The 20,387-nt window shown below is 34.0% G+C and carries 13 protein-coding genes; 10 read left to right on the top strand and 3 right to left on the bottom strand.

The genetic code is table 11. From position 1 onward, the window contains the following. Nucleotides 1-212: 212 nt before the first annotated feature. Nucleotides 213-1,991, bottom strand: coding sequence for a transcription termination factor Rho (gene rho / locus LUU93_RS06465; protein WP_232679492.1), 1,779 nt, complete (start codon nt 1,989-1,991; stop codon nt 213-215). A gap of 183 nt (nt 1,992-2,174) precedes the next feature. Between rho and LUU93_RS06460 the strand changes: the two genes are divergently transcribed. From LUU93_RS06460 to LUU93_RS06450, 3 genes are all read left to right on the top strand, one after another. Then, nucleotides 2,175-2,591 carry a DUF4293 domain-containing protein gene (locus LUU93_RS06460; protein WP_056202617.1) on the top strand — a complete coding sequence of 139 codons (417 nt, stop codon included), beginning with the start codon at nt 2,175-2,177 and terminating at the stop codon, nt 2,589-2,591. Nucleotides 2,592-2,751: 160 nt separating this feature from the next. Beyond that, entirely contained in the window at nt 2,752-3,414 is a 663-nt protein-coding gene (locus LUU93_RS06455; RefSeq protein WP_232679489.1) for a response regulator, read from the top strand. Between the two features lie 31 nt (nt 3,415-3,445). Then, a complete protein-coding gene (locus tag LUU93_RS06450; protein ID WP_232679487.1) occupies nt 3,446-4,363 on the top strand; it encodes a sensor histidine kinase in 918 nt (305 codons plus the stop codon). Between the two features lie 4 nt (nt 4,364-4,367). On the opposite strand, the gene LUU93_RS06445 is transcribed toward LUU93_RS06450, so the two are convergent. Further along, complete coding sequence (locus LUU93_RS06445; protein WP_232679485.1) at nt 4,368-4,862, bottom strand: metallophosphoesterase family protein; 495 nt, start codon at nt 4,860-4,862, stop codon at nt 4,368-4,370. Nucleotides 4,863-5,069: 207 nt separating this feature from the next. Further along, on the bottom strand, nt 5,070-6,998 hold the full coding sequence (locus LUU93_RS06440; protein WP_232679483.1) for an SPFH domain-containing protein: 1,929 nt from the start codon (nt 6,996-6,998) through the stop codon (nt 5,070-5,072). A gap of 498 nt (nt 6,999-7,496) precedes the next feature. On the opposite strand from LUU93_RS06440, the gene truA reads away from it, so the two are divergent. The 7 genes from truA (at nt 7,497) to LUU93_RS06405 (ending at nt 20,206) form a co-directional block, all read left to right on the top strand. Next, nucleotides 7,497-8,231: a tRNA pseudouridine(38-40) synthase TruA gene (gene truA / locus LUU93_RS06435; protein ID WP_232679481.1), complete on the top strand. Its 735-nt coding sequence runs from the start codon at nt 7,497-7,499 to the stop codon at nt 8,229-8,231. 80 nt (nt 8,232-8,311) lie between these two features. After that, nucleotides 8,312-10,066: an ABC transporter ATP-binding protein gene (locus LUU93_RS06430; RefSeq protein ID WP_232679479.1), complete on the top strand. Its 1,755-nt coding sequence runs from the start codon at nt 8,312-8,314 to the stop codon at nt 10,064-10,066. A 20-nt stretch (nt 10,067-10,086) separates the two neighbouring features. Beyond that, complete coding sequence (locus LUU93_RS06425) at nt 10,087-11,655, top strand: sensor histidine kinase (protein ID WP_232679477.1); 1,569 nt, start codon at nt 10,087-10,089, stop codon at nt 11,653-11,655. An 85-nt stretch (nt 11,656-11,740) separates the two neighbouring features. Then, nucleotides 11,741-14,338 carry a zinc-dependent metalloprotease gene (locus tag LUU93_RS06420; RefSeq protein ID WP_232679475.1) on the top strand — a complete coding sequence of 866 codons (2,598 nt, stop codon included), beginning with the start codon at nt 11,741-11,743 and terminating at the stop codon, nt 14,336-14,338. Nucleotides 14,339-14,359: 21 nt separating this feature from the next. Then, on the top strand, nt 14,360-17,698 hold the full coding sequence (locus LUU93_RS06415) for a SusC/RagA family TonB-linked outer membrane protein (RefSeq protein WP_232679472.1): 3,339 nt from the start codon (nt 14,360-14,362) through the stop codon (nt 17,696-17,698). Between the two features lie 12 nt (nt 17,699-17,710). After that, nucleotides 17,711-19,030, top strand: a complete 1,320-nt coding sequence (locus tag LUU93_RS06410; protein ID WP_232679470.1) for a RagB/SusD family nutrient uptake outer membrane protein — start codon at nt 17,711-17,713, stop codon at nt 19,028-19,030. A 411-nt stretch (nt 19,031-19,441) separates the two neighbouring features. After that, the gene (locus tag LUU93_RS06405) at nt 19,442-20,206 is read left to right on the top strand and encodes a LytR/AlgR family response regulator transcription factor (RefSeq protein ID WP_232679468.1); all 765 of its coding nucleotides are present in this window, start codon (nt 19,442-19,444) and stop codon (nt 20,204-20,206) included. Nucleotides 20,207-20,387 lie beyond the last annotated feature (181 nt).

Genomic DNA, 20,387 nt, shown 5'->3' with positions numbered 1-20,387 from the left:
AATCTTTAAAGACTACTTTTGAAGCTATACACACACCGCAATTTAATCAAATTGCAAGAATTAGGAAAGCGAAAGCTTTCCTTTTTTTATGCCACAAAAAAAGCTGCCTCACTTTTGAGACAGCCTCTTTTTTTATGTATATTTTATAATTTAGTTAAAGTTCCAAAATAAAACCTTTGTCACTTTGTCACTTTGAGCCTTTGCACCTCTTCCTAGTCATTCATAGAAATCAAAAACTCCTCATTATTCTTCGTTTTCTTGAAACGGTCATTTACAAAATCCATAGATTCTACAGGGTTCATATCAGAAAGATATTTACGCATGATCCACATTCTTTGTAATGTTTTTTCGTCAAGTAATAAGTCGTCACGACGTGTACTTGAAGAAGTAAGATCGATCGCAGGGAAAATACGTTTGTTCGCAATTTTACGATCTAATTGAAGTTCCATGTTACCTGTTCCTTTGAATTCTTCAAAAATCACCTCATCCATTTTAGAACCCGTTTCTGTTAATGCAGTTGCAATGATACTTAATGAACCTCCGTTTTCTACATTTCTAGCCGCTCCAAAGAAACGTTTTGGTTTTTGTAATGCATTGGCATCAACACCTCCACTTAACACTTTTCCAGATGCTGGCTGTACTGTATTATAAGCTCTTGCTAAACGTGTAATCGAATCTAAAAGAATAACAACATCGTGTCCGCATTCAACTAAACGTTTTGCTTTTTCAAGAACGATATTAGCAATTTTTACGTGTTCCTGCGGTTCTCTGTCAAAAGTTGACGCGATAACTTCGCCGCGAACACTTCTCTGCATATCTGTAACCTCCTCAGGACGCTCATCGATCAAAAGAACGATCAAATAAACTTCTGGATGATTAGCTGCAATTGCGTTGGCAATGTCTTTTAAAAGCATTGTTTTACCTGTTTTTGGCTGTGCAACGATCATTCCACGCTGTCCTTTTCCAATAGGAGAAAATAAATCGATAATACGGGTTGATATAGAACTGCCTTTTTCGGCTAATTTGAATTTTTCAGAAGGAAAAACCGGGGTCAGGTGTTCAAAAGAAACTCTGTCACGAACAACCTGCGGATCATGTCCGTTGATTTTTAATACCCGAACAAGAGGGAAAAACTTCTCGCCTTCTTTTGGAGGACGAACCACACCTTTTACAGTATCTCCGGTTTTTAAACCAAATAATCTGATTTGTGAAGTTGATAAATAAATATCATCCGGTGAAGCTAAATAATTATAATCAGAAGAACGTAAAAATCCGTAACCATCAGGCATCATTTCAAGAACACCTTCACTTTCGATAATTCCGTCGAATTCAAAATCTGAATCTCTGAAATTATTATTCTTTTTATTTTTATTATTTTGGTTCTGGTTTTGATTCCCATTATTTCCGTTCCCATTTTGGTTTGGGTTTTGGTTGGGATTCTGGTTTTTATTCTGATTAGGATTAATCCTTTTAACCGGTGCAGTATTTTCAGCCTTTTCAGCAATTGGTGCTGTTATGTCGTTTTCTGCAGCTTCTTCAACAGTAATTACTTCCTTAGAAGCTTCTTTTTCCTTTTGCAGAGCGACCTTTTTTTCATAAGCTGACTTATTGAATTTTACAATTTTAGGTCCTTTTTTATCTGGTGTTCTGCTTTCGGCAGCTTCTTCAGCTTGTACTGTCTGCTTATCTTCTGCAGCAGGAATTTCAATCTCCTTTGGAGCCTCCTCTACAGTATCAAATTCAAGAACAGGAGCATTTTTATTGACAGTTTTCTTAACCGGAGCGATTCGCGCTCTTTTTGGCTTGTCATTATTTACTTCCTTTTCTGCAATAGTTTCTGCAGGCGGTGCTGATGTCGCCTCCTGATGCGCTAATATCTGAGTAATCAGATTATCTTTTTTAACGCCATTAATCTTTATAGTTTTAGCTAACTTAGCTATTTCTTGAAGCTCAGAAAGCTTCATTTCTTTTAATGCAGAAATATCAAACATGAATGTTCTATGAGTTTAATTATTTTAAAGGAAATACTGTAAAAAGAATAGGTAGATATTTTTTTTCAATTGCCCGCAGTATGAAGTGCTTACGGTATTATGATGCAATAATACGAATAAAATTTAATCATACAATAGTATTTTAAAAAAAGAAAATATATTTTTGTAAAACAATTTTAGATCATGATACAAAGAATTCAAACCGTATATCTAATTCTTACCTTTGTTGTTACAGGGGTTTTAATGTTTTTTATGCCGCTTTGGACATTAAATACTGGAAAAGCTTTTTATTTTATGCAAGACCAGTTTTATACTATTTTACTAGGTTTAAGCACAATGCTTACCATTATTAGTATTATATCATACAAAAAGAGACAAAATCAGTTTGTGATGAACCGACTGAACATAATATTAAATTTAATTTTATTAGGATTATTTGTATACCGCTCACTAAATTTATCTGGAGATACAACGACAGTTGTATCTGAGAAAGGTATTGGGATGTTTCTTCCTATTGTTGCTATCGTGTTATTAGTTCTTGCTAATAAGGCCATCAAGAAGGACGAAGATCTTGTAAAATCTGTAGATCGTTTGAGATAAACCTATAAACTTAATTTTTTTGTGCGAAGAGAACCCGAATTTATATTCGGGTTTTTTTGTGCCTAATTTTCGCAGTAAAATGAGAAATCTGAAATCATTTTCAAAAATCAATTTTGTAAGATAATTTATTCATAAATTTGCCTTTTGTTCTAAACTATTTATGGCAGATAAAATAAAGATACACCTTGCTGATGATCATCAGGTACTTATTGATGGACTTACCAATTTACTACAGACGGTTCCAAATTTTGAAATTGCCGGCAGTTCATTGAACGGTATCACTATATATGATGACGTAATAAAGGATCAGGCTGATATTTTAGTTTTAGATATCAGTATGCCGCAAAAAGATGGCATTGAAGTTTTGAAAGAATTTAGTCAAAAAGGATTTCCCTGCAAAGTAATTATTTTATCAAGCTATGATGATCTAAAAATCATTAAAGAGGTAATGAAATTGGGAGCCAAAGGTTATTTAACCAAAAAATGTGCAGGTGAAAATATCATTGAAGCTATCGATGCCGTATATCAGGACCAGGAATATTATTCTGATGCTGTGCGGGAAAAAATCTTTAGCATGTTTTCTCAAAACAATCCAAAATTAAGCAAGAATATTTATACTGAAAACCCAATTTTAAGCCCGCGGGAAATGGAAATCATAACACTAATCTGTTTAGAATACAGTGGAAAAGAAATAAGCGAACAGCTTTTTATCAGCATAAATACAGTTGAAACACATCGCAAAAATATTATGAAAAAACTCAATATAAAAAATACAATTGGGCTTGTAAAGTATGCTTTAAAAAACAACCTAATAAACCCGTAAATTAAAAATCAAGAGAATAATATCCCGAAATATGTTTTTTATTAGAATTTTAATATCGATTATTATACTTATCTCCACTGGAGACAAGGTTTTCGGTCAGCAAAATACAACACTAAAAGAACCTAACATTTCTCTTGTAAAACCAGCAAAAAAAGAGTTTTCTGAGCAATCAAAAAGAGAACAATTACGAAATAAAAAAGTTGTGAGCCTATTTGTTGTGCTAATCATTATTTTATTTTTTCTTTTCTATCTGGTTTATCAAAACAATAAACTAAAGCAAAAAATTAAGCGAAAAGACACCAAACAAAAAATCCTTTTAGATGTTATAAATGCAGGGATTGACAGTCAGGAAACCGAACAAAAAAAGATTGCAGCTTTTTTACATGACAATATCAATTCGCTTCTCTCTTCTGCAGGATTACATTTGAATGTTTTTACGACTAAAAACAATATCCAATCAGAAGAAATTCAAAAGACAAAAGCTATTTTATCAGAAGTCCACGATTTGCTGCGTGATATTTCACATGATCTTGTGCCTACTCTTTTAGTTCGTTTTGGGTTGATTTATGCTTTAGAAGATTTATGCGAAAGAAACTCTAATTCGAGCATTCAGTTTGAGTTTTCAAGTTCTGTCGCTGCAGATACGAGATATTCTGAAAAATTTGAAACAAAACTGTATTTCATTGTTTCTGAATTATGCAACAATATTATAAAACACAGCGAAGCGCAAAAAGCCCAAATTTCAATACATGAAAATAACAATCAGTTAATCATTATTATTCATGATAACGGAATAGGTTTTGATGCCGAAAAACTAAATGAAATTGAAGGTTTTGGTTTAAACAGAATTCGAGTGCGAATAAAAAAATTAAAAGGAAGTTTTTCTATTATTTCAAGAGCAGATGAAAATACAGGAACATCGATTAAAATAAAAGTCCCAATTTCATAAAACCTTATTTTTTACCAATCTCAATAATTTCTAAATCCTTTATTTTATCATCATCAATAACAAAACGAAGCATGGTTCGCATTTGATGAAAACCGCTTTTTCCTGCAGCACCGGGATTCATATGCAATAAATTGTTCTTTTTATCGAACATTACTTTTAAAATATGCGAATGTCCGCAAATAAATAATTTCGGCGGATTCGAAGCCATTTCTTCTCTAATACTCGGATTGTATTTCCCCGGATAACCACCGATATGCGTAATCCAGACTGAAACATTTTCGCATAAAAATCTGTTATGAAGCGGAAATTCTAATCTTGCCTGCGCATCATCAATATTTCCGTAAACACATCGAAGCGGTTTTAGCTTTTTTATAGTATCTGTAACATGTAAATCACCGATATCTCCAGCATGCCACACTTCATCTGCTTGTGCAGCATATTTTAAAATAACATCGTCAATATGAGAGTGAGTATCGGAAAGCAGGAGGATTTTTTTCATTCTTTTTTTAAGGGGACAAAGGTTCAAAGAAACAAAGATACAAAGGTTTTCCTGTAGAGGCGCACTGCAGTGCGTCTTTCGTCATGTTTTCATTTCTTTATAAATAAAAAAAATCCGATCTGCAAAAACAAAACAGATCGGATTTTTATTTACGTTTGGTTTAGACCTGACAGGTTTTAAAAACCTGTCAGGTCTGCAGCATTATTATTATTTCTTCGGATTTTGATTTTTAACTTCTTTCAAATCCTTAGAGTCTTTGGTATCCATCATTTCCATTAGTTTCAACCCTAATAAACCACTGATAGAACCATCAGAACCGCCGTTTCCGGAAATTAAAACATCTGGGATTACTTTAATGTTTCCTTTACCAATTTCCTCGGTTACTTTATATCTCGTAAAGTTATCGCCGCCCATTGCGCTAACCTGAAGTTGGTATGCTTCGGCAGTCGATTTACCAATTGCCATAATCTTTTCAGCTTCTGCAAGACCGGTTTTCGAAATTCTTTCGGCTTCTGCACTCGCATTCAATTTAGTTGCTTCGGCCTGTGCTCCTGCTCTTGCTTTAGTTGCTTCGGCTTCTGCATTGGCGCGCATTTTTGTTGCTTCTGCTTCTGCGTTTACATTCAGTTTTAAACTGGTTGCATCCCCCTCTGCTTTCTTAACCGTAGCATCTGCAGTACGCTGAGCAATTTCAACACTTTGTGAAGCACGGACAATTTCTTTCTGCATATCAGCAATCGCCGTTTCTTTCTCCATTCCCTGACGTTGTTCTTGCGCCATCCTTTGGGTTTGATATGTTTTTTGCTCTTCTTCTGCCAGTTTTCTGTCAGTTAAAGTTTTCATTAATGAATCTGGCGGAACGATATCACCAATCAAAGTATCTACTGCGTTTACGTTATATTCATCAAGTACTAATTTAATATGATTTTTGGCCGATTCCTGACGTTCTTTTCTGGTAGTCAGGAACGAAATCACATCGCTGTCCTGAGCCGAGTTTCTAAAATAGTTACCAATCGTAGGTTCTAAAACCTGAGAAACCAAGTTATTCATGCTTCCAAAACGTGCAATCACTTTTGGAGCTTCTGCTGCCGGCACGTGAATAATCTGCGCAACGTCAAGATTGAATGGAAAACCGTCTTTTGAACGAACCGTAATTGTAGAAAGATTTTTATCTAAATCATGGGATTCGCTGCGTGCGTTTGCCCAGTTTAAAACTAAATTCGTTGTTGGAACTGCCTCTAATTTTGTTGTGTATTTATTCAATGCATATTTTCCAGGCCCAAATGGTTCCATCCAAACACCACGCTGTCCTTTTGAAACAATGTTACCATGTTTAAAAGTATCTCCGGTTACGTCTTGTCCATCTTCTCCAATATAAGAAATCACAACTCCAACATAACCAATTGGCACATCTGTCATTGGGTTTTGTTCAATTAAAATTCCCCAGGTATTGATGTAATAAGAACCAGCTAACATAACCTGAGGCTGTAAACCACGATTTCCACCTTGTTCCAAAAACTTATCAAAGTCCTGAAAGTTATTATGGTCGTTAACAAATTTACCTGCAATTTGTCCCTGCGGAATTGGTTCACCGTCCAGAGCGGTTACAATACCAATCATGTTTTCAAAAATTTTAATTTGATCTGTAATTACAATCTCAAATAAAAATGTATTAATACGGTAAGATCCCGTTGTGATAAAAGCAGTCTGACGTCCTTTTTGGCCTCCGTTGTCCAAAAAGGCAGTTGCATCCTGAAAATTATCACTTTCTACTTTTCTGGCCAAGATTCTTCCGGTTGGAATTTCTTTTCCATCTTTACTTAAAACCAGTCCAATTTTTCCTTCCGGAATTAAGGTAAAACTAGTCATGTCAATTGAATACTGCCAAATCCACATTCCCCAATATAAACCCGGAGCCAGTGTTTTTGCCTGATAACCTGCTTCACCTTTTGTAGCGATAATTCGGCCGTCTGGTAATGATTTGTCCGTGCCAAACAAAACAAATTTTTTGGTAACTAAACCAATTTTATCTTCAGGAACCATTACCATTCCGAAGAAAACACGCAAAATAAATTTGTAAAAAACAATGGCAAATAATATTAAAAGTATCCACCAATAAGAAGTAATTTCATTCATAGTTTTTGATATTTAATAGTACAAACATAGGAGAAATATGAACTGTTAAAATGAAAAATTTTAAAAATTAACATTTAGAATTTTCTTGCTAAAATTGTTAAAAAATGATTTTAATTATATCGTTGGAATTGTCAATTTCTGACACGATTTTTAGCTAGGCAAACTATGATTTGCATTTTGGGAGTTAACAGTTTCTAGAGAGGTTCAAAGGTACAGAGAGGCAAAGGTGCAAAGGTTTTTCTTTTTAGATTTTATTGAAATGGAGGTTTATCGGTTTTAAAATATTATACCTATATATAGCTGCAATTTTTCCAATCTTACGTTAAACACACTGCTGTGCGTCTCTACACATAAATTGAGGATAAAAAAACCTTTGAACCTCTGAACCTTTGTTTCTTTGAACCTCATAAAAAAATCTTAGAACCTTAGCAACTTAGAATCTTAGCATCTTCAAAAAAACCTTTGTACCTTTGCACCTCAAAACCTCTGTACCTCACAATGAGATATTTTATTCATTTTGCTTATAACGGAACTCATTATCATGGCTGGCAGTTTCAGCCCAACGCTTCATCAGTTCAGGAAACTTTAAATAAGGCACTTTCGGTTTTATTAAATTCGGAGATAAATGTGATGGGTGCCGGAAGAACGGATACTGGTGTTCATGCCGAGGAAATGTACGGACATTTTGATTTAGAAAAATCAATTGATATTCCGGTTTTGGTGCACAAGCTGAATTCGTATTTACCAAAAGATATTGCGATTTATAATATTATTCCCGTTCACGACGATGCGCATTGCCGATTTGACGCTACAAAAAGAACATACGAATATCATATTAATACCGTAAAAAATCCGTTTTTAGAGGAATTAAGCTGGTATGTAAATCAAAAGTTAGATGTTGATTTAATGAACGAGGCCGCGAAGATTTTATTAAACCATACCGATTTTCAGTGTTTCTCAAAAGTGAATACAGATGTTAATACTTTTGACTGCACGATTTTTGAAGCATATTGGAAAAATGAAAACAACAAACTGGTTTTTACAATTTCGGCAAACCGTTTTTTACGAAATATGGTTCGGGCAATTGTGGGAACTTTGATTAACATAGGATTGCACAAAATTACGCTGGCAGATTTTGAAAATATTATTGCCAGCAAAAACAGAGAAAAAGCCGGATTTTCGGTTCCGGCGCATGGTTTGTATTTAACCAAAATTTATTACAATTATTTATAGCTGTAGGCTACAGGCTTTAAGCAGTAAGCTTTAAGTACTTTATAAAAGCCTATTGCCTAAAGCTTAAAGCATCAAAAAAAATGAAAGCAAAAGCATTTGATACCGGTTTATTTAAACGGATTTTAAAATATACGAAACCTTATAAGTGGCGTTACTACGGCGTTATTATTTTTGCGGTTTCGCTCTCCATATTTGCAGCACTTAGACCTTACTTATTAAAGCAAACGGTCGACGGCTATATCAAGACACACGACAAGACGGGTTTACTATTATATATTATTTTAATGGGAGGCGTTTTGTTGATGGAAGTTTTCTCTCAATTCTATTTTGTATACTGGGCAAACTGGCTTGGGCAGGATATCGTAAAAGATATTCGAACGAAACTTTTCAAACATATTCTAAGTTTTAGAATGAAATATTTTGATTTGGTTCCGGTTGGACAATTGGTTACCAGATCTGTTTCGGATATTGAATCGATTGCGCGTATTTTCAGTCAGGGATTGTTTATGATTATAAGTGATTTGATGAAAATGCTTGTCGTTTTGATTTTTATGTTTTACATGAACTGGAAGCTCACTTGGATTGTAGTGGTTGCAATGCCAATTCTGGTTTATATTACCCGAATTTTTCAGCGTAAGATGCAGGTTGCTTTTGAGGAAGTGAGAACGCAGATCGCTAATATGAACTCGTTTGTTCAGGAACGTGTAACGGGAATGAAAATCGTTCAGCTTTTTAACCGTGAAAAAATTGAAGCCGAGAATTTCAGGGTTATTAATGACAAACACAGAGTTGCGTGGATTAAAACAATTTTGTACAACTCGATCTTCTTCCCTATTGCCGATATTATTTCATCAATTACTTTAGGATTAGTTGTTGTTTTTGGCGGATTCAAAATTTTAAACGGAGATAACTTCACGACGTTTGGGGATTTATTTTCATATACGATGTTTATTGGAATGCTTTTTAATCCGCTTCGACAAATTGCAGATAAATTCAACGAGATGCAGTTGGGAATGATTGCTGCCAATCGTGTTTTTGATATTATCGATACTCAGGATCATATTCAGGACACAGGAACACTTGAAGCTCCTATTTTTGAAGGCAGTATTGAATTTAAACAAATTCGTTTTAGTTATATCCCGGAAGAAGAAGTGATAAAAGGAATTGATTTATCTGTCGATTCCGGGCAGACCATTGCAATTGTAGGTTCGACCGGAGCAGGAAAATCAACTATTATCAATTTGCTGAATCGCTTTTACGAAATTAACAGCGGAACAATTTACATTGACGGACAAAATATCGAAAATTATACTTTAGCATCTTTAAGAAAACAAATTGCAGTTGTTTTACAAGATGTATTTTTATTTGCCGATACAATTTACAACAATATTACGCTTAATAATCCTGAAATTACCCGCGAACAGGTTCTTGATGCGGCAAAGAAAATTGGCGTCCATGACTTTATTATGAGCCTTCCTGACAATTATGATTTTGATGTTAAGGAACGCGGCGTAATGCTTTCGTCTGGGCAGCGACAGCTTATTGCATTTTTACGCTCTTATGTAAGTAATCCGAGTATTTTGATTTTAGATGAAGCAACTTCTTCAATAGATACGTATTCTGAAGAATTAATTCAGCGTGCGACTGAAACCATTACAAAAGGAAGAACTTCGATTATTATTGCGCATAGACTGGCAACAATTGTAAATGCAGATAAAATTGTGGTTATGGACAAAGGATTAATTGTGGAACAAGGAACACATCAGGAATTATTAATGAAAACTGATGGTTATTATAAAAACTTATACGATTCTCAATTTTCGGTTGCGAATTAGGCTTAAATTATAAATGCTTTTTGAGATTTAGATTAAAAAAAATAACATCCCGACGTGCTTTCGTAATTTACGTTATTGTCTCTATTCTTATTACGGTTTCTTCTGTATACATATTGAGTAATTTAATTACTGATCTTACAGAAAAATCGAATGAAGAAATGGCACAGCGTAATTTTTTTAAAAAGCAGGAATTCTTGGCGCAGGAATTTTCAAAAATTCTGGAACAGGAAAACCGCATAAAACACGTTTTAAAAATAAGTAACCCTGAGAATTTAGCTTCTAACTTACAAGTTTTATCTTCGGTGCAGGGTACAAATTTATTAGTAGTTGATAATTGGTTTCAAATCAATGACAATAAAATTCAGTTTGGTATTGATTCTATTTCTGATGCCGTAAAAAAAGATGCTGAAGATTTTATTCTTAAAAATAAAAATACAGATCATATCAGCATTATTATTCCACAGGGAAAGGAATGGGTTTGGAGAGTTTATTTTAAACTCGCTTCAAAAAATACGACGGTGCGTTATGGCTACGACATTAATTTAAAAAAACTGCACGATTATTTTTCTACCGTCGATAAATCGGCTGGTAATTATGCTTTTATTTTTGATCAGTCAGGAAGATGTATTTATCATCCTGAATCTGATTTTATAGGAAAAAATATTTACGAAGTTTCTTCTACCCGTCCTTTTGATACTATATTCAGTAAAAAGCAGGATTATGTAAAAAGAGTTACAATGTCTGAATTTTTGAAGCTTGATGTTATCCGGTTTACAAAAAAAATAGATGTAAAAAATCTGCCTTGGTTTATATGTGTCAATTTCCCAAAAATATTTATTGACGAAAATGTAGCGTTGATTAAAAAATATTCGACCTGGATTTATTCGATTACAACGGTAATGCTTCTGCTGATTTTCTATTTATTCTCGTATGCCAACAGACGGGCCTATAAAGAGAAGGGAATTGCCATTAAAGAAAAAAACCGACTCCTTGTAGAGAATGAAAAAATTGTAAAAGAAAAAGCGCTTATTCAGCTCCAGCATTTAAAAGAGCAGATTAATCCACACTTTTTATTTAATTCGTTAAACTCACTTTATATGCTGGTAGGAAGTGATGTAAAAACAGCGCAGAAATTTACTTTGAATCTTTCCCGTATTTACCGCTATTTGATAGATCCGCCGGCAAAAAATATTGTACCGCTAAAGGATGAATTATTGTTTATCGAAAAATATATCTTTTTACAGCAGACTCGTTTCAAAGAAGAATTATTCTTTTCGATAAAAATCGAAAACGAAGAAGCTTTGGATAAATTTATCCCATATCTGGCTTTTCAGGTTGTGGTTGAAAATGCTATCAAGCATAATATGGCAACACAGGAAAATCCGCTGACGACAGAAATTCTAATTCAGAAAGATCAGGTTATTATCAGTAATAATCTTCAAAAAAAGGCACACGGTGAACCCAGTACTAATTTCGGTCTAAAATATCTCTCAAGCATTTATAATTTTTACTCCAGAACCAATTTAAAAACCTCAGAAAAAGAAGGCAATTTCGTTTGTATTTTACCATTAATATCCATTCACTCCTAAAAAAAAGCCATTCACTCCTTTTTGTTTTTTTTCTGAACTAAAATCGAATAGTTTCGATGAAAATTAACTTAAACTTAACACCAAAATGAGGGAAAAGGCATTCCTGCATAATGTAAAATTACTTTGCTTACTAATTTTATTATTATTCATTCCTGTTACAGTTCTTTCGCAAAAGAAAAAGAAAAAAGAAACAGAGACTGAAATTGTAAAAGATTCTACTGACTCCAAAAAAGGAAAAAAATATAGTGACCTAATAAAAAAGGGCACACTTAAAAAAGGACTGTTCAATATCATTCAGGTTAAAACCGATGTTTATTTTGAAATTCAGGATAGTTTATTTAAAAGAGAATTTCTGGTTGTAAATAAATTATCTCAGGTCCCTTTTCAGATTAACGAAGCTGGCTTAAATAAAGGAATGAATTATGAAAACAAAATCATTTCCTTTTATAAAGATACAATTGCAAAGAAAGTTTGGATAAAAACATATGTTCCTAAAGTTTCTTCACCAAAAGAAGATGCCATTACAGCATCTGTAATTGATAATTTCTCAGAATCTATTATTGAAGTTTTTGATATTGAAACCAAAAACAACGATTCGAGTGCTGTAGTTATTAAAGTAAATAAGATTTTTGACGGAAAACAAAAAAGCTTCAATGATGTTTTGAGCAGCATTGGTATTGGCGGTTCTGTAAAATCTGACTTATCATATATAGAGAGTTTAAAAGCTTTCCCTAAAAATATTGTAGTAAAATCGCAGCTGACAACTTCTATCAGCGAAGGCGGCGGACCGGCATTGTCGGTAACGCTTGGCGTAACAAGTAATATTATTTTATTGGATAAAACTCCAATGAAAGCTCGTTTTTCTGACAACAGAATTGGTTTCTTCTCTGAAAAGCATTGGTATTTTACCGATGCACAGCAGGCAATGCTTGAAAAAGAATTGATTACCCGCTGGCGTTTAGAACCAAAGAAAGAAGATGAAGAACGATATTTGAAAGGTGAATTAGTAGAGCCGAAAAAACCAATCGTTTATTACATCGATCCGTCGACTCCGAAGCAATGGAGAAAGTATATTATTGATGGAGTTCACGATTGGCAGGCAGCTTTTGAAAGAGCGGGTTTTAAAAACGCTATTATTGCAAAAGAACCTACTGAAAAAGATTTAGACTTTGACATAGATGATGCTCGCTATTCTGTTATTACGTATGCGGCATCACCAAAATCCAATGCTATGGGCCCTTCGGTTGTTGACCCAAGAAGCGGAGAAATTATTGAAGCCGACATTATTTGGTGGCACAATGTGATGACTTCGCTTCAAAGCTGGATGCGTATCCAGACCGGACCAATTGACCCAAAAGCAAGAGGAAATGTATTTAGCGATGAACATATGGGAGAAGCCATTCGTTTTGTATCATCTCATGAAGTTGGACATACTTTTGGTTTAAGACACAATATGGGCTCTTCGTTTGCTTATGATGTTGAGTCTTTGCGTTCTAAAGAATTTACAGCAAAAATGGGTGGAACAGCACCTTCAATTATGGATTATGCCCGTTATAATTACGTTGCACAGCCAGAAGATAGTGTTACGGTAATTACTCCTAAAATTGGAGAATATGATAAATATGCTATTGAATGGGGTTACAGATGGTATTCGCCTAACGAAAACGAAACAGCAAAACTAAACGCCTTAATTACAAAACATCAAAATGACCCCATTTATTTTTATGGAGAACAGCAGGCAAATGTAATTGATCCTCGCTCACAATCTGAAGATTTAGGAAACGATGCTGTAAAAGCAAGCGAATACGGTTTAAAAAACTTAAAACGTGTTGTAGACAATATCTTAAACTGGACTTACGACAAAGACCGTTCATATTATGAAACCGGCAAACTGTATATAGGAAGTATTGGGCAGTGGGAAACGTATAACTATCATGTCATGAGTAATATTGGCGGTATTTATCTTAATACGACCGTTCATGGCGACAACAAACAAAGTTATATTCCGGTACCGGCAGCAATGCAAAAAAGAGCGGCAGATTTTTTAGTTAAAAATGCAATTACAATTCCGCAATGGTTATTTTTTAATGACATTTTAGACAAAACAAATCCATTAGAAAATTCGCCTCTAGGCCCTTATGAATACACTCCGTATACTCTTTCAAGAGGATTGCAATATCGTATTATGTATGATTTATTAAATGATGATCGTTTGCTTAGAATGACGGAAAATGAATTGTATCAGCGAAATAAAACAAATGAAAAGGTTTTTACCGTAAATGATTTATTCCAAAAATTACATCAAAGTGTATTTGCAGGAACGATTCAAAACAAATCGTTGAGCATTTTAGAGCGAATGACACAAAAAAATTATGTTGATGTTTTGATTGTTTCAACAAATAAGTTGTTTGAAAAAACTGAGCCTAAAAAAGCAATCGAAATTCTGCAGACTTTAAGTATGCCTCATTTGTGCAATTATTTAGATGATGAACATATGGCGAGAAACATTAATCAGTCTGCTTTAAAAAGAGTTACAGAAGTAACATCAGACAAAAAAGGAGAATTGAGTAAAGTGCTTCAATTATTAAGAACAAAAAGAAGTACGGGAGATCAATCGACCCAAAATCATTACCGCGATTTAATACAACGAATCGACAGAGCTTTGAATAATACAACCTTTTAATATATAACCCAAACCCAAAACATGAAAAAAATTCTACATGCCCTACTGCTGCTCCTGGCCATCGCAGGATATGCGCAGGAATCCCGAACTATTACGGGGATCATTCAAGATGAAGCAGATCTTTCGCCAATACCTGGTGCATCGATCTTCGTTGAGAACAATTCCATCTCAAATAAAACTGCTATGGCAGGTATTATTCAAAGTGAAGGTATCGGAACTACTACAGATTTCGACGGTAAATTCTCTTTGAAAATTTCAAAAAATATTACTTCTTTGAGAGTTACTTTCATGGGATACAAATCGTATACGCTTGAACTTTCTGCTCAAAAAAATTATACAATCAACTTAACATCTGAAACAGCAAAACTTCAGGAGGTTGTGGTAACAGGTTACCAAAAAATTGAGAAAAGAAAACTTACTGCTGCCGTTACAAAAATCGACATGGCTGCGATCCAGCAGACTGGGGTTTCTAGTATTGACCAGTTATTGGTAGGACAAATTGCCGGAGTTGCGGTAAGCACACCATCTGGAGCACCTGGAGCACCAGCAAAAATCAGAATCAGGGGTACAGCATCTCTTAACGGCACACAAGATCCTTTATGGGTACTTGATGGGCTGCCATTAGAAGGAAATGAAGTTCCTAAAAACTATGACAAAGACAATATCGACGTATTAAACAACTACTCTATTGCAGGTTTAAACCCAGACGATATTAAAGATATTACGATTTTGAAAGATGCTGCTGCAACTGCTATTTACGGTGCACGTGCTGCAAACGGTGTAATCGTGGTAACTACTAAAAAAGGTAAAGCTGGTAAAATGGTAGTAAGTTTCAATACTAATACATTTATCACGCAGAGACCTCAGTTTTCTAAATTAAATTTAATGAACTCAAACGAGAAAATTGATTTAGAACTTAACATGGCAAGCCGTGCAGATTTAACTTACAGAGATACTGGCGGAGATATTTCTCGTATCTTAAATGGATCTGGCGAATTAGACGCTTACAGAGCTGGAGGATTTTCTTCTTTAAGCCCTGCAACACAACAATCTATCAATTCTTTAAGAGGAAACAACACAAACTGGGGTAACTTATTATATCAAACAGCTATCAACACGCAGCACGGTTTAAGTTTATCTGGTGGTGGAGAAAAATCTGATTACTATTTCTCTTTAGGATACTATGATGAAAAAGGAGCAACTATTGGAACTGGTTTCAAACGTTACAACTTAACATTAAAAAACAACTATCAAATAACAGATAAATTTAAAGTTGGTGTTGGAATTTTTGGTTCTGAAAACAAAACTACATCTTACCTTACAGATACAGATGCGTTTACAAACCCATCAAATTACTCAAGAAACGTAAATCCATATTTAACTCCATACAACAAAGATGGAAGTTATAAATATGACCCAGATATCACTGGTTATTCTGGCCGTTATGTTCCTTTTAACATCTTAGAAGAAAGAGCAAATACTTCTTACGATTTAAAAACCAGAGCTATAAAAGCTTTATTAGATGCTGAGTATAAAGTTACTAAAGACTTAAAAGTAACGTCTCAATTAGGTTTACAGTTAGACAATACTGCCAGCGAAAAATTTGCTGGAAAAGAAACTTATTACACAAGAAAGCAAAAAGAAAAATCACGTTATTTTACTAACGGAGCTTACAATTATTTCCTTCCGGAAGGTGGAATTATTCAAAACTCAAATACAGACTTTTTTCAGTATAACTTAAAAACAATGGTGAGTTATAAAACTGAAATTGCTGAGAAACACGAAATCGAAGCAATGGTTGGTAATGAGTTAAGAAGAAACTACACAACATCTGTTTCAACTAAAGGATTTGGTTTTGATGAGAAAAATTTAACTACACAGCCAATTCTTTTCCCTAACGCTGGTTTCGCTAAGGAATCTGATTATAAACAATATGCTAAAAGTGAAAATGAAAATGCTTTTGCTTCTTTCTTCGCTACTGCTGCATATACTTACAACAGAAAATATAGTGTATTTGGAAGTGTGAGATACGATGGTTCAGATTTATTTGGTGTAGATCCTAAATACAAATATTTGCCACTTTGGTCAACATCTGCATCTTGGGCAGTGTCTGAAGAAGATTTCTTAAAAGACAACCTAACACTTTCTAACTTAAGACTTCGTGCTTCTTACGGTTTACAAGGAAACATTGACAAAAATACTTCTCCTTATGTAATGGGTACAAATGGTACAACTATTATTTTACCTGGACAAAATGAGCAGATTATTGATGTTCAGAGTCCGCCAAATGAAAAATTACGTTGGGAAAAAACTACCAATACTAACGTAGGTGCTGATATAGGTTTATTCAACAATCGTATTAGCCTTGTAACTGATTTATACGGAAGAAAAAGTTCTGACTTAATTGGTTTAAGAGCGCTTCCTTTAGAAAATGGTTTTGAATATACAAATATGAACTGGGCACAGGTAAGTAATAAAGGTTACGAGATAACTTTATCTACTAAAAATATTGACCGTCCAAACTTTCAATGGAATACAAGTATTAACTTTTCTCACAACAAAAGCAACGTAGATCGTATCGAAGTTCGTGATACTGATTACCTGCCAAACAGAGAAGGACGTCCGGTAAATGCTGTATTTGGATTTAAAACAAACGGAATCGACGAAAATGGATATCCTTTATTTATCAACAAAAAAGGAGAAACTGTAAACTCTCAAACATTCTTTGGTTTATACGATCCATTTGCTGATATTTTCCCAGGAGAATTAGCGCAGTCAAATTTATCAGCTGCTGAATTTAGAGACTTATTTGTTTATTTAGGAGACAGAGATCCTAAGTTTACTGGAGGTATTACCAATACTTTTAAAGTAAGTAATTTTGATTTAACAATTGCAGCTTCATTCAACATCAAACAAACTGTAACAAGAACTCCTCCATACAATGGAACAATCGTAGACAGAGGACAAAATTACAGTAGAGATATTTTAGATGCATGGTCACCAACTAATACATCTTCTAACTTACCAGGAATTACAAGTAAAGATTCAGGAACAGGAGATTCTTATATGGCATACCTATGGTATTCTGGACAAAACCAAATTACAACCTACAATTATTTAGATACATGGGTTAGCGAAATGAGTTATATGAGATTAAGCAGTTTGCGTTTAGGTTATACATTCCCTAAAGCATTTACAGATCAAATTAACATTTCAAGCATCAGACTTAATGTTGAAGCTAGAAACTTATTCGTAATCAGCTCTGATTACAAAGGTTACTTTGACCCTGAAACTTTCGGAAACATTTATGCACAACCAGTTCCTAAGTCATTCACTTTAGGATGTAATGTAACTTTCTAATAAAAAATAAAGATGAAAAAATTCTCAAAATATATACTACTTTTTGCTGCAGCACTTGCTGTAACAAGCTGTGATGATTATCTGGACATCCAGCCAGTTGGTCGTGTTATTCCAGAAACATTAGAGCAGTACCGCGCAGTTTTAACAAAAGGATACGACGTATATCCTGAACATAAATCATTAACGGCAGTTCGTACAGACGAATTGACAATGAATGAATTTAGTGATGACGTAACATACTATAGAGATATTTATATTTGGAAAGATGCAAATCCGGATCGTATTACAACTACTTTTCAATATGCAGATTTATACAAAACTATCTTTTATACAAACGTAATCATTAACGAAGCGTCTAAAAAATTAGATGTATCTCCAGAAAGAAACCAATTAGTTGGAGAAGCGTATGCTTTAAGAGCAATGGCTTACTTTGATTTAATTAACCTTTTTGGAAAACCATATAATGCTGCAACAGCCGGTTCAGACAAAGGAGTTCCGTTAGCATTAGAAATTGATTTAGAGCAGGCATTTGTTCCTCAAAGTGTAGAAGTAATTTACAATCAAATTATTTCTGACACTCAGGAAGCTGAAAAATTCATCAACAAAGATTCTCAAACAAAAGGTTTAAACTATCGTTTCTCTAAAGTTGCTTTATACAGTTTAGAAAGCCGTATTTATTTATATGTACAACAATGGCAAAAATCGCTTGACGCTGCAAATAAAGCGTTAGCAATTAACAACGCTTTAGTTGATTTAAAGGCTACACCTGTATTCGCAACAAAATACGATTCAAAAGAATCTATTTTAGCTCTTGAAGATGGTTTAATAAACAACTTAAAAGGTGCCGTTTATGCTTCACCAGATTTAATTGCTGCTTACAGCAAAACAACTGATTTACGTTTTCCTCTTTATTTCTTAGCAAGCGGAAGCCGTTACAGAATTCAAAAAGGTGGAAATATTGATCAAAAATGTTCTTTCAGAACTTCTGAGTTATATTTAACAAAAGCAGAAACTTCATTAAAACTGAACAACATTGCTGATGCTAAAACAACTGTTTTAAGCTTCATCAAAAACAGATACACAGCAGCTGCTTATGTACAACTTGAAATTGAAGTTAATGCAATGAATGCTGCAGATTTAACAAACTTTATTTACGAAGAAAGACACCGTGAGTTTGCTGTTGAAGGGCAGCGTTGGTTTGATTTGAGAAGAACATCTCAAAAACAAATCGTTCACACTTTTGACGGTGACAATTATACATTGATACAAAACGATCCGCGATATACTATTATTTACCCGGCAGATGCGAGATTAAACAATCCCAATCTATAATTTTACCTATTGTTTTTTTTTTAAGAGGTCCAGTGCAAGCTGGGCCTCTTTTGCATTTATATCAAAGAAATTACCGACGGTTTCAACCGCGGGAACGCAATAAAATCACGATTCGTTTCCCGTGGTTGAAACCACAGGCTATATTTGAAATAGAAACATAGATTTTCATTAACGATTTAATAAACATAACCCGTGGTTTCAACCACGGGAACACAATATATTCACAATCCGTAACCCGCCGCTTAAACCACAAGTATTATGTGAAACATAACAGAAAAGATTAAATAACAACAAAACTGCAAACTCCTATAAAAACTTGTTGTAAAAAAACTATAGACAATTATATTTGCAAAATCATTTAAGGGCTTCTCACTTAAAAATGAAACTTTTTAACTTTATCTCAAAAGGAAAATGAAAATTGCCATTGTCGAAGACGAATATCTTGCTTCCAGTTACCTAAAATCAATTTTAGAACAGCAGGAAATTTTACAGATAGCCGAAATTGCAGTTTTAAAATCGGTAAAAGAAGCGGTCGATTTTTTTAAACAAAACAGTGTCGACCTAGCTTTTATGGATATTCATTTGGGCGACGGAAAAAGCCTTGAAATTTTTGAAAAAGCCACAATCTCCTGCCCGGTCATTTTTGTTACGGCTTACGATTCTTATGCCATTTCGGTATTCAAACATTTTACAATCGATTATCTTTTAAAACCTTTTGAAGAACAAGAGCTATTAGAAGCCCTAACCAAATTCAAAAAAATAAAAGACAGCTTTAATGCCGATGCAACACTGCAGTCTTTAGTCGCCATCGAAAATCCAGAAACAAGCAAAATACAACGTCATTTTTTAGTAAATCACGGTTATAAACTAATTTCAGTAAACGAATCTGAAATCACTTATTTTGCAGCATCTGGAAAACATTTATTTATCTATTTAAAATCTGGCAACAGCTATTTATATAACAGCACCATTACAGATATTATAAACAGCCTTGATCCGTTTATCTTTTTCAAAATAAACCGAAAATATATCGTACACCGAAATATTATAAAAGAAGTCGTAAAACATTCGCATCAAAAAATAGAACTCATTCTTACCGTTCCTCCCATCGAAAACGATCCAATAATTATCAGTAAAAAAGAAATAAACAATTTCAAAAACTGGCTCGATCAATAAAATTGATTATTTTTTTGAATCGGAAAACGCTAAAATTTACGCTTTCGCAGAAAATCTAAAACTGCATAATTCACAATTTGAAGTTTTAAACTGACCAAATAAGTGTCAAAATCATTCTAAAAAGTTAAAATAGCGTTATAAGAATCATAAAGTTGATATTATGTAACTTACAGTATAACTT

It is taken from the genome of Flavobacterium soyae (assembly GCF_021245985.1).
Taxonomy (GTDB): Bacteria; Bacteroidota; Bacteroidia; order Flavobacteriales; family Flavobacteriaceae; genus Flavobacterium; species Flavobacterium soyae.
The sequence above is the reverse complement of the archived record's forward strand: the minus strand, read 5'-3'. Positions and strand labels throughout refer to the sequence as shown.

What these genes read in the sequence shown, in the direction of transcription:
- LUU93_RS06460 (WP_056202617.1), top strand. Translation starts at nt 2,175, where the DNA reads ATGATACAAAGAATTCAAACCGTATATCTAATTCTTACCTTTGTTGTT.
- LUU93_RS06405 (WP_232679468.1), top strand. Translation starts at nt 19,442, where the DNA reads ATGAAAATTGCCATTGTCGAAGACGAATATCTTGCTTCCAGTTACCTA.
- LUU93_RS06420 (WP_232679475.1), top strand. Translation starts at nt 11,741, where the DNA reads ATGAGGGAAAAGGCATTCCTGCATAATGTAAAATTACTTTGCTTACTA.
- LUU93_RS06415 (WP_232679472.1), top strand. Translation starts at nt 14,360, where the DNA reads ATGAAAAAAATTCTACATGCCCTACTGCTGCTCCTGGCCATCGCAGGA.
- LUU93_RS06455 (WP_232679489.1), top strand. Translation starts at nt 2,752, where the DNA reads ATGGCAGATAAAATAAAGATACACCTTGCTGATGATCATCAGGTACTT.
- LUU93_RS06430 (WP_232679479.1), top strand. Translation starts at nt 8,312, where the DNA reads ATGAAAGCAAAAGCATTTGATACCGGTTTATTTAAACGGATTTTAAAA.
- truA (WP_232679481.1), top strand. Translation starts at nt 7,497, where the DNA reads ATGAGATATTTTATTCATTTTGCTTATAACGGAACTCATTATCATGGC.
- LUU93_RS06445 (WP_232679485.1), bottom strand. Translation starts at nt 4,862, where the DNA reads ATGAAAAAAATCCTCCTGCTTTCCGATACTCACTCTCATATTGACGAT.
- LUU93_RS06410 (WP_232679470.1), top strand. Translation starts at nt 17,711, where the DNA reads ATGAAAAAATTCTCAAAATATATACTACTTTTTGCTGCAGCACTTGCT.
- LUU93_RS06450 (WP_232679487.1), top strand. Translation starts at nt 3,446, where the DNA reads ATGTTTTTTATTAGAATTTTAATATCGATTATTATACTTATCTCCACT.
- LUU93_RS06440 (WP_232679483.1), bottom strand. Translation starts at nt 6,998, where the DNA reads ATGAATGAAATTACTTCTTATTGGTGGATACTTTTAATATTATTTGCC.
- rho (WP_232679492.1), bottom strand. Translation starts at nt 1,991, where the DNA reads ATGTTTGATATTTCTGCATTAAAAGAAATGAAGCTTTCTGAGCTTCAA.